The following is a 14,120-nucleotide window of genomic DNA, read 5'->3' as shown; positions in this document are numbered from 1 at the left end:
GCTTAAGTCATCTGACTGACCGAGTGTGCCTGTGCACTGTGAGCCCGGTCTCCGTGCACGGAGAGAACAGTCAGCGCTGGTCGAGCGCGTGGGCCAGCGCGGCCCGTGAGGTGATGCCGAGCTTCGGGAAGACCTTGTACAGGTGCGTCCCGACGGTGCGCGGCGACAGTTGCAGCTGGCATCCGATCGCCTTGTTGGTCAGGCCGGTCGCGGCCAGCCGGGCGATCCGCAGCTCCTGCCAGGTCAGCTCGGTCGCGTCCCCGGGCGGCGCGCCGGCGGGCACCGCCACCGGGTCGCCCGCGGCCCGCAGTTCCTCCTCGCACCAGCGCGCCCAGGGCAGCGCCCGCAGGCGGCCGAAGTCGAGGTGCGCGGCGCGCAGCGCCTCCCGGGCGCCGGGCCGGTGGCGGCGGCGCAGCCACGCGCCGTGCGCGAGCCGCAGCCGGGCCAGGTCGAACACCCACTGCTCGGCGCCGGGGACGGCGAACGCCGCCAGGTAGGCGTCCTCGGCCTGCTCGTCGTCGGCGGCCAGCGCGGTGGCGGCGGCGAACAGGAAGGCGTGCCGGTCGGAGATCGCCGCGGTGCCGGCCGCGCGCGCCGCCGCGAGGTGCGCCAGCGCCTCGTCGCGGCGGCCGGTGAGCACCGCGGCGGCGACCAGGTCGAAGAGCAGCGCGTGCCGCCAGGGCGGACCGGCGACCGGCTGCCCGGGCGGGGCGAGTTCGCGCAGGTGCAGGTACGCCTCGTCGGGGCGGCGGTGGGCGAACGCGACCAGGGCCCGCAGGTGGGTCAGCCGGTCCAGCACGTACCGCATCCGGGCCCGGGTGGCGATCGGCCGGATCGCGTCGTCGATCTCCCGCAGGCCGGCCTCGTCGCCGCGTCCGGCCAGGAAGTGCGCGAGGGACTGGCGGAACATCAACGCGTTGGTGTGGTAGCCGAGTTCGTCGGCGATCTCGGCCTCGCGCTGGCACAGCGCCGCCTGGTCCCAGCGGCCGAGCAGGAAGTCCTGGTGGGCCTTGGCCTTGGCGACCGAGCCCTGGGTGGCGTAGCCGTGCAGGCCGGCGCACCGCTGCCACACCTCGCCGTCGGCGGAGTCGAGCGCGCAGGCGGTCCACAGCAGCAGCCAGGCCACCCCGACCTCCCGCTCGGCCGGCAGCTCGCGGGCCAGCGCGAGCAGGGCGTCGGCGGTGCCGGGGCCGGGGTCGGTCCAGAGCTTCAGGCAGAGCCGGCCCGCCTCGGAGACGTGTTCGCGGTGCCGTTGCAGGGCCCGCCAGGCCCACGGGTCGTCGGTGTAGGCGGCGGCCAGCAGCAGCTTGAACCAGATCTGTTCGAGCAACTCGCCGAAGGTGTCGGCGCCGGGCGCGGTCAGCGTGTCGAGGGCGGCGGGCAGCAGCGCGGCGGAGGACTCGAAGTCGACGTGGTGGCACTGGTCCGCGTAGACCACCGCGTAGGCGAGCAGCGGGGCGAGTTCGGCGGGTGCCGGGCCGGCCGTCAACTCCCGTACCAGCGCGGCGGTGTGCCGCAGCTGGCCGCTGCGGGCAGCCATCACGGCGGCCCAGCCGGTCCGGCGGGCGCGGTCGTGGGAGTCGGTGCTGAGGACGGCGGCGCGTTCCAGCAGCAGCGCGCCCTCCGCGTCGCCGCCGCGCGCGGCGAGGTCGCGGCCGGCGGTCTCCAGGCGGTGCGCGAGGGCGTCGTCGGGCAGCAGCGCGGCGGCGGCCTCGTGGGCGAGGCGGCGCGGGTCATCGGGGGCGAGCGCCTCGGCGAGGTCGCGATGGGCCTGGCGGCGGGCGGCCTCGGAGGCGGCGGAGACCACGGCAGTGCGGGCCAGCGGGTGCCGGAACACCAGCTCCCCGCTCTCGTCGAGCCGGGCGATGCCGTCCGCGTCGAGCCGGGCCAGCGCCTCGTTCAGGGTGTGGCCGTCGTCGGCCCGCAGCCAGCCGCCCCGGACGAGAGGGCCGGATCCGGGGCCGCTGGCGAGCGCCGCGAGCAGCAGCAGGCGGGTGGCCTCGGGCGGCAGTTCGCCGAGCCGTTCGGCGAAGATCCGTTCCAGTCTGCCGCCGAGCGGCAGCAGCTCGGGCAGCGGGGCGACGCCGCGCTGCTGGGCGGCGGCCAGCTGCCCGGGCAGCTCGACCAGGGCGAGCGGGTTGCCGGCCGCCTCGGCGAGCACCCGCTCGCGGGTGGTGGTGGCGAGTTCGGGCCGGTAGCTGTCCAGCAGTGCGGCGGCGTCGGCGGGCGGGAGCGCGCCGAGGTCGACGGCCTCGGCGGACCAGATCCGCGTGGAGCGGCCGCCGGGGCGGCTGCCGGTAGCGATCACCACCGGCAGCCGGGCGGCGCGGCGCTGCAGGAAGGCGAAGACGCCGGCACTGGAGGAGTCGAGCCAGTGCAGGTCGTCGAGGACCAGCAGCACGGGGGCGGTACGGGCCGCCTCGTCCAGCAGGGTCAGGGCGGCGGCGCCGACGGCGAAGCCGCTCGGGGTGCCGGAGCGGACGCCGAACGCGCTCTCCAGGGATTCCCGCTGGTGGCCGGTGAGGGCCTCCGAGTCCTGGAGCAGCGACCAGAACACCTGGTGCAGGGCGCCGAACGCGTAGTCGGTCTCGGCCTCGGTGCCGACGGCGCGCAGCACGGTGAAGCCGCGTTCGCGGGCCTTGCGCTCCACCCAGGCCAGCAGGGTGCTCTTGCCGACCCCGGCGTCGCCGCGCAGCAGCACGGTGGAGCCGCTCCCGCCGTCCTCGGCCTGGACCAGTGCCGCCGTCAGCAGTTCGGTCTCCCGCTGCCGGCCGATCAGGCCGGGAAGCCGCCCGCCGTCCACCGTTCCTCATTCCATCGCCAGTCGCCCCGCGCCCCAGGCTATCCCCACCCCTCCCGGCCCGGAACGGCGCCCCTGACCTGCGGCGATCACTCCCAGTGAAGCGGGCCGGTTTCACTCGCGGTAAAGCGGACCGGTTTCACTCCAAGGTTTCACTCCCGGTAGAGCAGCGCGGTGACGCCCGCCAGGGCCGCGCCGGCCACCAGGGCCCAGGCGAGCTGGCCGTGCAGGACCAGGACGGCGCCGGGGATCGCGCCGGCCAGCATGGTAGCGACGGACAGGATGCGGCGGCGCTGGCGCGGGGCGGTGCCGCCGGCGAGGCGGGAGTCGGCGGCCAGGCCGGTCAGGGTGAGGGTGAGCACGGTGGTGGTGAGGTCGGGCACGCCGAGGGCGCGGACGGTGCCATTGCGGATGCCCATCGCGACCGCGCCGAGCGTGATCACCGCGTACCGGGCGGCGGAGCCCTCGACGGTCCAGGCGAACGCCACGGCGGCGGCCACCGCGTGCAGCGCGACCTCCAGGGCCAGTGCGGTGCGCAGCCGTCCGGTGCGCCGGCCGGTGGTGAACCGGCCGGCCAGGACGGCGCCGAGCAGGAACGCGCCGAGCGAGGTCACCGAGGCGGCGACGGAGAAGCCGGGTGCGCCGGCCAGGGCGAACGCGATGACGACCACGTTGCCGGTCATGTTGGCGGTGAAGACGTGGCCGAGGCCGAGGTAGCTGACGGCGTCGATCAGTCCGCTGGCCATGGTGAGCCCGAACAGGGCCAGCGCCAGCGGGTGGCGGTCGGTGATCTGCGGTGCGGGTGGTGCGGGCGGTGCGGACGGTGTGGGGGTGGACACGGCGGCGCCTCCTGGGGGCGGGATGCGGGCGGGATGCGGACGGGATGCGGACGGGATGCGGGCGGGACGCGGGCGGGACGCGGGCGGGACGCGGGCGGGACGCGGGCGGGATGCGTGCGGGGGCACCGCCGCAGCATGCGCGGCGATGCCCCCGGAGGGAAGTGGGCGTCAGAAGAAGCAGGGGTCCTGCGGCAGCACCGGCTGCCCGGAGGCGGGGAGGGCGCGGCCGCGGGCCACCCGCCAGGCGTACTGCTCGTCGGACGACGCGGCGGCCTCCAGCACCCGGTCGGCCTGCTGGGCGCCGGCCAGGCCGGGCGCGGGGCTGGCCTGGTAGCCGCCGAAGCGGGCGACGGGGCTCCACTCGGGGCTGATGGCGGGCAGGTCGGCGATCAGGCCCTCGTGCTCGGCGACGGCGTGCACGATCTTGCCGCCGACGACGGTGAGCACGGACTCGATGTGCGCGATGTCGGCCTCTTCGACCGTGAAGTAGTCGGCGCTCAGCACCGCCAGGTCGGCGTAACTGCCCACGGCGAGGCGGCCCTTGACGTCCTGCTCGCCGGTGAGGCGGGCGCCGCCGAGGGTGAACAGCTCCAGGGCCTGGGCGCGGTCGAGGCGGTTGTGCTCGGCGGCGAGGCGGCGGCCGGAGAGGGCGCGGCCGGAGACCAGCCAGTGCAGCGCGACCCACGGGTTGTAGGAGGACACCCGGGTGGCGTCGGTGCCGCCCGCGACGGTCAGGCCGCGGTCGAGCATGGCGCGCAGCGGCGGGGCCTCGGCGGCGGCGGCGGCGCCGTAGCGGTTGACGAAGGCCTCGCCCTGGAAGGAGAGCCGGTTCTGCACGGAGATCGAGCCGCCGAGCTTGGCGATCCGGTCCAGGCTCTCGCCGCTGACGGTCTCGGCGTGGTCGAACAGCCAGCGGTTGCCCTGCGGGAAGAGGCCTTCGGCGGCGAGCTTCTCGAAGACGGCGAGGTCGCGGCGGATGGTCTCGTCGTAGGTGGCGTGCAGTCGGAAGCCCCAGCCGTTCTCCATCAGCATCCGGACGGCCTTCTCGAACTCGCTCTCGTACGCGCCGAGTTGCGGTCGCGGTTCGGTGAAGTTCTCGAAGTCGGCGGCGGCCCAGGTGAGGTTCTCGCCGGCGCCGTTGAGGCGCAGCCACTCGTCGCCGTCGCCGGGTCGGACGGTGTCGATCCAGCGCTTGAGGTCGTCGAGTTCCTGTCCGGCGGTCTGCGGGAACAGGTGGTAGGCGATCCGGAGCGTCAGTTCGCCGCGCCGGGCGAGTTCCATGACGGTGCCGTAGTTCTCGGGGAACGCCTGGAAGCCGCCGGCGGCGTCGATCGCGGAGGTCAGGCCGAAGCGGTTGAGCTCGCGCAGGAAGTGCTTGGTGGAGTCGAGCTTGTCGGCCTCGTCGAGCATCGGCGCCTTGGCGAGGGTGGAGTACAGCAGCAGCGCGCCGGGCGCGGCGATCAGCAGGCCGGTGGGCTCGCCGTCGTGGCCGCGGACGATCTGGCCGCCGGCCGGGTCGGGGGTGTCCCGGGTGAAGCCGGCGGCGCGCAGCGCGGCCTTGTTGAGCAGCGCCGACTGGTAGAGGTGCAGCACGAAGACGGGGGTGTCGGGGGCTGCGGCGTTCAGCTCCGCCAGGGTGGGCAGCCGGCGCTCGACGAACTGGTCGGCGGACCAGCCGCCGACCACGCGCACCCACTGGCCGGCGGGGGTGCGTTCGGCCTGCTCGCGCAGCATGGCGAGGGCCTGGCGCAGCGAGCGGACGCCGTCCCAGCGCAGTTCCATCACGTAGTTGAGGCCGCCGCGGATGACGTGCAGGTGCGCGTCGTTGAGGCCGGGGACGACCCGGCGGCCGAGCGCGTCGACCACCCGGGTGCCGGGGCCGACCAGCGGGACGATGTCGGCGTCCTCGCCGACCGCCCGGATCACGCCGTCGCGGATCGCGACCGCGGTGGCCTGCGGGCGGCGCGGGTCGTTGGTGAACACCTTGGCGTTGCGGACGACCAGGTCGGCGGGCTGTTCGGGGGCGGGGGTGCCGGGGCGTATTCCGGCGACGGGCATGGTGGACATGGCGGGTCCCTTCCGGGCGGTGCGGGGGGCGGTGCGAGTGGTGGTGCGGGTGACGGTCAGTGGAAGCCGAGGACGGGGGCGGTCGGGCTCGAACCGTCGGCGGGGCGCATGCCGCCGAGAGTCACCAGTGCGGCGAGTTCCTGCCCGGCGCGTTCGATCCGGGCGGGCAGGGTGTCGGTGTGCGAGTCGCCGGTGCCGCCCCAGTCCTCGGAGGCCGCGAAGACGGCGGTCGGGGCGACCAGGGCGCGCTGGTAGGCGAACAGCGGGCGCAGCGCGTGGTCGAGGGCCAGCGAGTGCCGGGCGGTGCCGCCGGTCGCGCCGACCAGGACCGGCTTTCCGGCCAGCGCGCCGGGGTCGAGCAGGTCGAAGAAGGACTTGAACAGGCCGCTGAAGGACGCCGAGAAGACCGGCGAGACGGCGATCAGCGCGTCGGCGTTGCTCACCTCTTCCAGCGCGGTGCCGAGCGCGGGCGCCGGCCAGCCGGTGACCAGGTGGTTGGAGATCGGGCCGGCCAGCGGTCGCAGCTCGTGCAGCTGGACGTTGACTTCGCGTCCGCTCGCGGCGAGCGCGGCGGTGGTGGCCTCGGCGAGGCGGTCGGCGAGCAGCCGGGTGGAGGAGGGGACGCTGAGTCCGCCGGAGACCACGGCCAGGTTCACGGTGCTCACTTGGCGGCCTCGGTCTGCTGTCCGGCCGCGACCAGCGAGGCGTGGGTGGGGGCGTCCGGCACGCCGGCGGGGCGGTTCTTCGCGAACTCCTTGCGCAGCACGGGGACGACCTCTTCGCCGAGGATGTCGAGCTGCTCGAGGACGGTCTTCAGCGGCAGGCCGGCGTGGTCCATCAGGAACAGCTGGCGCTGGTAGTCGCCGACCGCGTCGCGGAAGGAGAGGGTGCGCTCGATGACCTGCTGCGGGCTGCCGACGGTCAGCGGGGTGGCCTCGGTGAATTCCTCCAGCGACGGGCCGTGGCCGTAGACGGGGGCGTTGTCGAAGTAGGGGCGGAACTCGCGCACCGCGTCCTGCGAGTTCTTCCGCATGAAGACCTGGCCGCCGAGGCCGACGATGGCCTGCTCGGGGGTGCCGTGGCCGTGGTGGGCGAAGCGGGTGCGGTACAGCTGGATCATCCGGCGGGTGTGTTCCTGCGGCCAGAAGATGTTGTTGTGGAAGAAGCCGTCGCCGTAGTAGGCGGCCTGCTCGGCGATCTCGGGGCTGCGGATCGAGCCGTGCCAGACGAACGGCGCGGTGCCGTCGAGCGGGCGCGGGGTGGCGGTGAAGCCCTGCAGCGGGGTGCGGAAGCGGCCCTCCCAGTCGACCACGTCCTCGCGCCAGAGGCGGCGCAGCAGCGCGTAGTTCTCGGTGGCGAGCGCGATGCCCTGACGGATGTCCTGGCCGAACCACGGGTAGACCGGGCCGGTGTTGCCGCGGCCGAGCATCAGGTCGACGCGGCCGTCCGCGACGTGCTGGAGCATCGCGTAGTCCTCGGCGATCTTCACCGGGTCGTTGGTGGTGATCAGCGTGGTCGCGGTGGAGAGGATCAGCTTCTCGGTCTTCGCGGCGATCCAGCCGAGCATGGTGGTCGGTGAGGACGGCACGAACGGCGGGTTGTGGTGCTCGCCGGTGGCGAAGACGTCGAGGCCGACCTCTTCGGCCTTGAGCGCGATCGCCAGGATCGCCTTGATCCGCTCCCCTTCGGTGGGCATCCGTCCATTGGTCGGATCGACCGTCACGTCGCCGACGCTGAATATCCCGAACTGCACGGGGTGGTACCGCCTTTCACAAGCTGTGCACGACCCGATCGGGCCGCGCCTCGACCGTAGGCACCGATCGGGCGGCCGAAGGCCTTTCCAGCGCATGACCAATTGCCCCGGAGCGCACTGAAGTTGCAGGCCACGGACGGTGTGCGTTGTCGGAACAGCGCCGGGCGCGCAGCGGGCAGAACCTGGCGCCGAACGGGGATTAGCTTGGTTGACGTGGCACCCCGGCAGAACCGGTTGAGTGCCGGGCTGAGCGTCTGACGCTCCGTCAATTCCCGCGATTGTCAAAGAAGAAGGAACCATCATGGTCGACTTCGCCAACGTCAAGGCTGCCCCCAGCCCGGACCTGCTCACCCCCGAGAACTCGATGATGCTGTTCGTCGACCACCAGCCGCAGATGTTCTTCGGCACCGGTTCCGGCGACCGCACCTCGATCATCAACTCGACCGTGGGTCTGGCCAAGGCCGCGAAGATCTTCGACGTGCCGGTGGTCCTGTCGACCGTCGCCGCCGAGTCCTTCTCCGGCCCGATCCTGCCGCAGCTCAAGGCGGTCTTCCCGGACCAGGAAGTCATCGACCGCACCACGATGAACGCGTGGGAGGACGAGGCCCTGGTCGAGGCCGTCAAGGCCACCGGCCGTAAGAAGATCATCCTGTCGGGTCTGTGGACCGAGGTCTGCCTGGTCCTGCCGGCGCTCTCCGCGCTGGGCCAGGGCTACGAGGTCTACGTCGTGGCGGACGCCTCCGGTGGCGTCAGCCCGCTGGCCCACGAGCACGCCCTGCAGCGGATGACCGCCGCCGGCGCCGTGCCCGTCACCTGGGTGCAGGTGCTGCTCGAGCTCCAGCGCGACTGGGCCCGCTCGGAGACCTACGTCGCCGTCACCGACCTGGTCAAGGAGCACGGCGGCGCCTACGGCATGGGCGTCTTCTACGCCCAGTCGATGATCAACCCGCACGCCGCGGGCTGACCGTCATGAACACCGGTCTCCTCCTGCTCCGCCTGGTCGTCGGCCTGCTGATCGCCGGGCACGGCGTCCAGAAGGTCAGCTACCACCTGGGCGGCAGCGGACTGGCGGGCGGTACCGCCGAATTCCGGGGTGATGGCTTCCGGGGCGGGATGCTCACCGCCCTGGCTGCCGGCGGTACCCAGATCGGCGCCGGGCTGATGCTCGCGGTCGGTCTTCTCACCCCGCTCGCGGGCGCGGGCGTCATGGGCGTCATGACCGTCGCCCTGACGGTCAAGTGGCCGCACGGCCTGTGGGTCCAGCACGACGGGTACGAGTTCCCGCTCGTGCTGATCGTCACGGCCGCCGCACTCACCGCCACCGGCCCCGGCCAGTGGTCGGTGGACGGCGCGCTCGGCCTGGCCGACTGGCCCCTGTGGTGCCTCGCGCCGGCGCTGGTCGCCGGTGTCGGTGGCGGTCTGGTCACCCGGTTCGTCCTGCACCGCAAGTAGGGCAGCACCGCAGAAGGGCTCGGGCCCCTGGACGCACTCGCTCCAGGGGCCCGAGCCCTTCTGCACACCATCAACTCCCCACATCCCCAAGGCAAGGAACAGAACAGATGACGGCAGCGACGATGGAAGAGCACCAGCAGGCGGACACCGCGCCCCGGCCGGAGCTGCACACCATGACCCGGATCCACCTGCGGCCGATCGCCTCGCCGATGCCGCTCGGATTCTTCGCCGTGGCGATCGCCTCGGCGGTCACCAGCAGCCTGCAGCTCGGCCTGATCGACGGCGCCTACCGGCAGGCCGTGGCGCTCACCGTGTTCTCCGCCTTCCTGCTCCAACTGGTGGTCGCCATCCTGGCGTTCGGCGCCCGGGACGTGATCGCGGCGACCCTGATGGGCGTCTTCGCCGGGGCCTGGCTGTCCTTCGGCCTGGTCACCGCGTTCGACGCGCCCGGCGCCCGGCACGTGATGGGCGTGCTGAACCTGACGTTCACCGTGTTCGCCGCCCTGATGGCCTCGGTGGCCCGGCCGAAGAAGGCCCTGTGGGCGGTGCTGCTGGTCGCCACCCCGCGCTACTTCGTGGCCGGCCTGGGCGGCGTCACCGGCTTCGAGTGGCTGACCCACATCGCCGGCGTGCTCGGCGTCCTGCTCGCGCTGGTCGCGGTGTACGCCGCGTACGCCCTGATGGTGGAGGAACTGCGCGGCCGGGACGTCCTGCCGATCGGCCGCAGCGGCCCCGTCAAGCACGCCATGACCGCCGAACTCGCCGATCAGCTGCACGGCTTGGAGCGCCAGGCCGGCATCCGCCGCACGCTCTGACCGACCGCACGAGCAACAAAGAGGGGCCGTCCGAGGACGGCCCCTCTTGCTGACCGAACGCACAGGCCACAAAAAAGGGGGCCGTCCGAGGACGGCCCCTTTTGGTGTGTGCCTACAGCTCCGGCCTACAACTCCGGCCTACAGCTCCGGCGTGGCGACCAGGTGCTCGGCGAGGAACCACACCTGGGTCTCGCCGCCGCGGATGATCTGCGACACCAGCAGGTCCTGGGTGCCGTCGTCGCCGAGCTCGGCGGTGCGGTTGGCGGCGTCCCGGGCGTCGGTGATGACGCGCTCGTGGGCGTCCAGCAGCCGCGAGAGCATCGAGCGGACATCCTCGAGGCCGTCCGGCGGGCGGGGCACGCTGGTGAACTCGGCGGCGTGCCGCAGGTCGCCGACCGCGACGCCACCGAGGGTCTGCACCCGCTCGGCGAGCGCGTCGATCAGCTCCAGCTGCTCCTGGGCGTGCTTGTCGAACAGCAGGTGCAGCTGGTAGGCCGTCGGGCCGCGCATGCCCCAGTGGTACTTCTTGTACAGCCCGTACAGGAACTGGCTGTCCGCGAGGATGCGGTTGAGGCGCTGCGCCGAGTACAGGCGGGCGTCGTGCGACAGCGCGATCGGCAGCTGCGTGACGGTGCCGAACTCCTGGACGGCGGGGCCGCTCTGGTGCAGGCGGGGCTGGCTGGACATGGTGCTCCTGGTGATCTCGGGGTCGGGCGGCACCAGCGTAGGAACAGCCGGACCCCCGTCCTGTCCTGACCGCGCACGATCCGCAGCCGGTGAGCGCACGGGCGACGCCAGTTGACGGCAGGTCAGCAGGAAGGCGCTCTGGGACGACCGCGTGTGCTCTCCCAGACGATCGACCGCCTCCCACCACTCCTACCGTGTGACTCGTCAACAGCCCGCCAGCCGGGCCGACCGCCCCGTAACGAAAGTGAAGTGCCATGCCGTTCATCACCGTTGGCCAGGAGAACACCACCCCGATCGAGGTCTACTACGAGGACCACGGCACCGGCCAGACGGTCGTCCTGATCCACGGCTTCCCGCTCAACGGCCACTCCTGGGAGCTCCAGGAGGCCGCGCTGCTCGACGCCGGCTACCGGGTCATCACCTACGACCGCCGCGGCTTCGGCCAGTCCTCGCAGACCACCACCGGCTTCGACTACGACACCTTCGCGGCCGACCTGAACACCGTCCTGGAGACCCTGGACGTGCGCGACGCCGTCCTGGTCGGCTTCTCGATGGGCACCGGCGAGGTCGCCCGCTACGTGTCGACCTACGGCACCGAGCGGATCGCCAAGGTCGCCTTCCTGGCCTCGCTCGAGCCGTGCCTGCTGCTGACCGAGGACAACCCGGAGGGCGCGGCCCCGAAGGAGTTCTTCGACGGCATCATCGCCGCGGTGAAGGCCGACCGCTACGCCTACTACACCGACTTCTTCGAGAACTTCTACAACCTGGACGAGAACCTCGGCTCCCGGATCAGCGAGGAGGCCGTCCGCAACAGCTGGAACGCCGCTGCCTCCGGCGGCGCCTTCGCGGCCTCGGCCGCGCCGGCCACCTGGTACACCGACTTCCGCGCCGACCTGCCGAAGATCGACGTCCCGACGCTGATCCTGCACGGCACCGGCGACCGCATCCTGCCGATCGAGAACACCGCCCGCCCGTTCCACCGCGCGGTGCCCACCGCCGACTACGTGGAGATCGAGGGCGCGCCGCACGGCCTGCTCTGGACCCACGCCGCGGAGGTCAACTCCGCGCTGCTGGCCTTCCTGGCCAAGTAAGTCCGCACCGGACGTGACAGCCTCGCGCCCGGCATTCGCTCTCCGCGGATGCCGGGCGCGAACCATTTCCGGCGCGGCGTCAAATGCCGCGCGCCGCTTCGTGGATGAGCTCGGCGACGGCGCTCGGCCTGGAGACGGCCACGGCGTGCGAGGCCTCGGCGAGTTCCGTCACCCGGGCGCCGGCGCGTTCGGCGGTGAAGCGCTGCACCTCCGGCGGCAGCGCCTGGTCGGCGCCCGTCACCAGCGCCCACGAGGGCAGCTCGCGCCACGCCGTGACGGTCGGAGCGTCGCTGAACACCCGCTCGGCGACCGGGCGTTGGAGCGCGGCGAGAGCCTGCGCCAGCTCCGGGTCGAGGTCGGCGGCGACCAGCGACCGGTAGCACTCCCGGGGCACGGTCAGTTCGGTCGCCTGCCCCGCGCCGGGCGTGTGGACGGCGGAGCGCAGCAGGTGGGCCCCGCCCTGCCCGGGGGCGTGGCGGGCCACCAGGCCGTCGTAGCTCTCCCCCACGTCGGGCAGGTACGCGGCGATGTAGACCAGCGCGGCCACATTGGGCGCCGCCCCGGCCTCGGTGATCACCGCCCCGCCGTAGGCGTGGCCGACCAGCACCACGGGGCCGTCGACGCCCGCGAGCAGCGAACCCAAGTAGGCGGCGTCGTGGGCGAGTCCGCGCAGCGGGTTGGCGGCCGCGAACACGGTCAGGCCGCGGCGGTGGAGTTCGGCGACGACGCCGACCCAGGTGGCGGCGTCGGAGCAGCCGTCGTGGACGAGCACGACGGTGGGCCGGGTGGCGGACATAACGGCCTTTCGGGAGGCTGCCCGCAGCCGGGCGGGCCTGCGGGCGCGGGGGGTGGGTCGGTCAGGCGGGGTGGACGCCGTCGACGCGGGCGGCGGCGTAGGCCTGCCACTGGCGGGGCGAGACGCCGTAGGTCTCGCGGAACGCGCGGGAGAAGTGCGAGTGGCTGACGAAGCCCCAGCGGTGCGCGACGGCGGAGACGCTGGTCTGGCGGCGCGCGGGGCGCTCCAGTTCGCGGCGGCAGGCGTCCAGGCGCCGGTGCCGCACCCACTGGCCGACCGTCGTGCCGTCCTGCTGGAAGAGCTTGTGCAGGTAGCGCACCGATATGTGCTGCGAGCGGGCGATCGACTCGGGCGACAGGTCCGGGTCGGCGAGGTTCTCCTCGATGTGCTCGCGCAGCCGCGCGAGCATCTCGCCCGCGCCGGAGGGCTGTTCGGCGCTCTCGCGCTCCAGCAGCTCGGTCACCAGGATGGCGACGATGTCGGAGACGCTGCGCGCCAGATGGTTGCCGGGCCGGGCCCGGTGGGCCTGGGACTGGCCGGCCAGGGTGTGCAGGAACTGCGAGGCGAGCGCGCCGACGCCCGCGTCGCCGCGCGCCAGCAGTCCACCGGTGCGCCGCACGTCGGCCTGCCGGACGCCCAGGTAGAAGCACGGCACGCGGAACCGCAGCATCCGGCACTCGGCGTCGCGCAGCAGGCCCACCGGGTGCGGGGTGGTGCCGATCAGCAGGTCGCCGGGGGCGAGCACGGTGCAGTGTTCGCCCTGCCGCAGCGAGGCCGCGCCCTGCACGTGCAGGGCGACGTACAGGCAGTCCAGGGGATCGGCGCCGGGCGGCGGCGAGAGGACGTCGATGACGCCGGCGTAGAGCGCCTGGTCGAGCAGCGAGCAGTCGTTTTCGGGCATGGGTGAGGAACCCGAGGGGATCACGGGAGTCTCCGACCGGTTGTGGGCGGTGGTGCGAATTACTTGGGACAGGAGCCAGATCTAGGAGAGGAACTTCTCCACGACGGCGTTGAACTCGTCGGGGTTCTCCAGGAACGGGAAGTGCGAGCTCGCCACGGACTTCGGGAACACGTGCAGCCGCGCTCCGGGGATCCGTTCGGCGATGTAGCGCTGCGAGGCGGGGTCGATGTGGCTGCCCTCGCAGCCGAGCACCAGTGCCGGTACGTCGATCCGGCCGAGCACGTCGCGCCAGTCCTGGGCGCAGTGGTCGAACAGCAGCGGGACGCCCGCGTACGCGGGGGTGGCGCGGATCTCGTCCAGGACGAAGGCCAGCACACCGGGGTCGGTGTCGCCGCTGAACATCGAACGGACGAAGCCCTCGCGGACCTGCGCGCCGTCCGGCCCGGCCAGCGCGGCGCACAGTTCCAGCAGCCCGGCCACGTCGAAGACGGCGCCGGACTCGCGCTGTTCGGCGGTCGCCGTCCAGGGCACGGCGGCGACGGCGGCGGGCTGGTCGACCAGCACCAGGCGGCGAATCCGCCCGGTGCCGTACTGGTCGGCGAAGCTCCACCACACCGAGGCGCCCATCGACCAGCCCAGCGCGTCGAACGCGTCCAGGCCGAGGTGGTCGGCCAGTTCGCGGACGTCGTTTGCCAGCCGGGCGATCCGGTAGCCGTGGTGGGGCTTCTCCGAGCGGCCGTGGCCGCGGAGGTCCACCGTCACCACCCGCCGGCCCGGGGCCAGTCCGGCGAGCTGGTGACGGAACATCTCCTGGGTCTGCCCCCAGCCATGGAGCATGACCAGCGGGACGCCGTCGCCGCCGCTGTCGCGGTAGCTCAGGCGCACTCCGTCCTTGGTGATCATTTCGTTCATGGTGTCG

General features: G+C 73.1%; 13 protein-coding genes. 4 read left to right on the top strand and 9 right to left on the bottom strand.

The genetic code is table 11. From position 1 onward, the window contains the following. Positions 1-70: 70 nt before the first annotated feature. The 5 genes from ACFYST_RS01515 to ACFYST_RS01495 all read right to left on the bottom strand — a co-directional run bounded on the left by ACFYST_RS01515 (position 71) and on the right by ACFYST_RS01495 (position 7,459). Positions 71-2,803, bottom strand: a complete 2,733-nt coding sequence (locus ACFYST_RS01515; protein WP_387859109.1) for an AAA family ATPase — start codon at positions 2,801-2,803, stop codon at positions 71-73. A gap of 149 nt (positions 2,804-2,952) precedes the next feature. Continuing rightward, positions 2,953-3,639, bottom strand: coding sequence for a YoaK family protein (locus ACFYST_RS01510; protein WP_387859107.1), 687 nt, complete (start codon positions 3,637-3,639; stop codon positions 2,953-2,955). Positions 3,640-3,807: 168 nt separating this feature from the next. Further along, the gene (locus ACFYST_RS01505; protein ID WP_387859105.1) at positions 3,808-5,706 is read right to left on the bottom strand and encodes an amidohydrolase; all 1,899 of its coding nucleotides are present in this window, start codon (positions 5,704-5,706) and stop codon (positions 3,808-3,810) included. Positions 5,707-5,762: 56 nt separating this feature from the next. Beyond that, positions 5,763-6,371 carry an FMN reductase gene (locus ACFYST_RS01500; protein WP_387859104.1) on the bottom strand — a complete coding sequence of 203 codons (609 nt, stop codon included), beginning with the start codon at positions 6,369-6,371 and terminating at the stop codon, positions 5,763-5,765. Next, positions 6,368-7,459, bottom strand: a complete 1,092-nt coding sequence (locus tag ACFYST_RS01495; protein WP_387635950.1) for an LLM class flavin-dependent oxidoreductase — start codon at positions 7,457-7,459, stop codon at positions 6,368-6,370. The genes ACFYST_RS01500 and ACFYST_RS01495 overlap by 4 nt, the downstream gene beginning before the upstream one ends. A gap of 301 nt (positions 7,460-7,760) precedes the next feature. Between ACFYST_RS01495 and ACFYST_RS01490 the strand changes: the two genes are divergently transcribed. The 3 genes from ACFYST_RS01490 (at position 7,761) to ACFYST_RS01480 (ending at position 9,726) form a co-directional block, all read left to right on the top strand. Continuing rightward, positions 7,761-8,423: a hydrolase gene (locus tag ACFYST_RS01490; protein ID WP_387859102.1), complete on the top strand. Its 663-nt coding sequence runs from the start codon at positions 7,761-7,763 to the stop codon at positions 8,421-8,423. Positions 8,424-8,428: 5 nt separating this feature from the next. Next, positions 8,429-8,911 carry a DoxX family protein gene (locus tag ACFYST_RS01485; protein WP_387859100.1) on the top strand — a complete coding sequence of 161 codons (483 nt, stop codon included), beginning with the start codon at positions 8,429-8,431 and terminating at the stop codon, positions 8,909-8,911. Between the two features lie 107 nt (positions 8,912-9,018). After that, entirely contained in the window at positions 9,019-9,726 is a 708-nt protein-coding gene (locus ACFYST_RS01480) for a GPR1/FUN34/YaaH family transporter (RefSeq protein WP_387635958.1), read from the top strand. A 138-nt stretch (positions 9,727-9,864) separates the two neighbouring features. On the opposite strand, the gene ACFYST_RS01475 is transcribed toward ACFYST_RS01480, so the two are convergent. Next, the gene (locus tag ACFYST_RS01475; RefSeq protein WP_387635960.1) at positions 9,865-10,413 is read right to left on the bottom strand and encodes a Dps family protein; all 549 of its coding nucleotides are present in this window, start codon (positions 10,411-10,413) and stop codon (positions 9,865-9,867) included. A 254-nt stretch (positions 10,414-10,667) separates the two neighbouring features. On the opposite strand from ACFYST_RS01475, the gene ACFYST_RS01470 reads away from it, so the two are divergent. Continuing rightward, positions 10,668-11,504, top strand: a complete 837-nt coding sequence (locus ACFYST_RS01470; protein ID WP_387635963.1) for an alpha/beta fold hydrolase — start codon at positions 10,668-10,670, stop codon at positions 11,502-11,504. Between the two features lie 79 nt (positions 11,505-11,583). Here the strand turns inward: ACFYST_RS01470 and ACFYST_RS01465 are convergent, their stop codons facing one another. The 3 genes from ACFYST_RS01465 to ACFYST_RS01455 form a co-directional block, all read right to left on the bottom strand. Beyond that, positions 11,584-12,300: an alpha/beta fold hydrolase gene (locus ACFYST_RS01465; protein WP_387859099.1), complete on the bottom strand. Its 717-nt coding sequence runs from the start codon at positions 12,298-12,300 to the stop codon at positions 11,584-11,586. 61 nt (positions 12,301-12,361) lie between these two features. After that, positions 12,362-13,201 (bottom strand): helix-turn-helix domain-containing protein, encoded by an 840-nt coding sequence (locus tag ACFYST_RS01460; protein WP_387859097.1) that lies wholly within the window; start codon positions 13,199-13,201, stop codon positions 12,362-12,364. An 81-nt stretch (positions 13,202-13,282) separates the two neighbouring features. Continuing rightward, positions 13,283-14,104 (bottom strand): alpha/beta fold hydrolase, encoded by an 822-nt coding sequence (locus tag ACFYST_RS01455; RefSeq protein ID WP_387859095.1) that lies wholly within the window; start codon positions 14,102-14,104, stop codon positions 13,283-13,285. Positions 14,105-14,120: the final 16 nt, after the last annotated feature.

This window comes from Kitasatospora sp. NPDC004614 (assembly GCF_042873675.1).
Taxonomy (GTDB): Bacteria; Actinomycetota; Actinomycetes; order Streptomycetales; family Streptomycetaceae; genus Kitasatospora.
The sequence above is the reverse complement of the archived record's forward strand: the minus strand, read 5'-3'. Positions and strand labels throughout refer to the sequence as shown.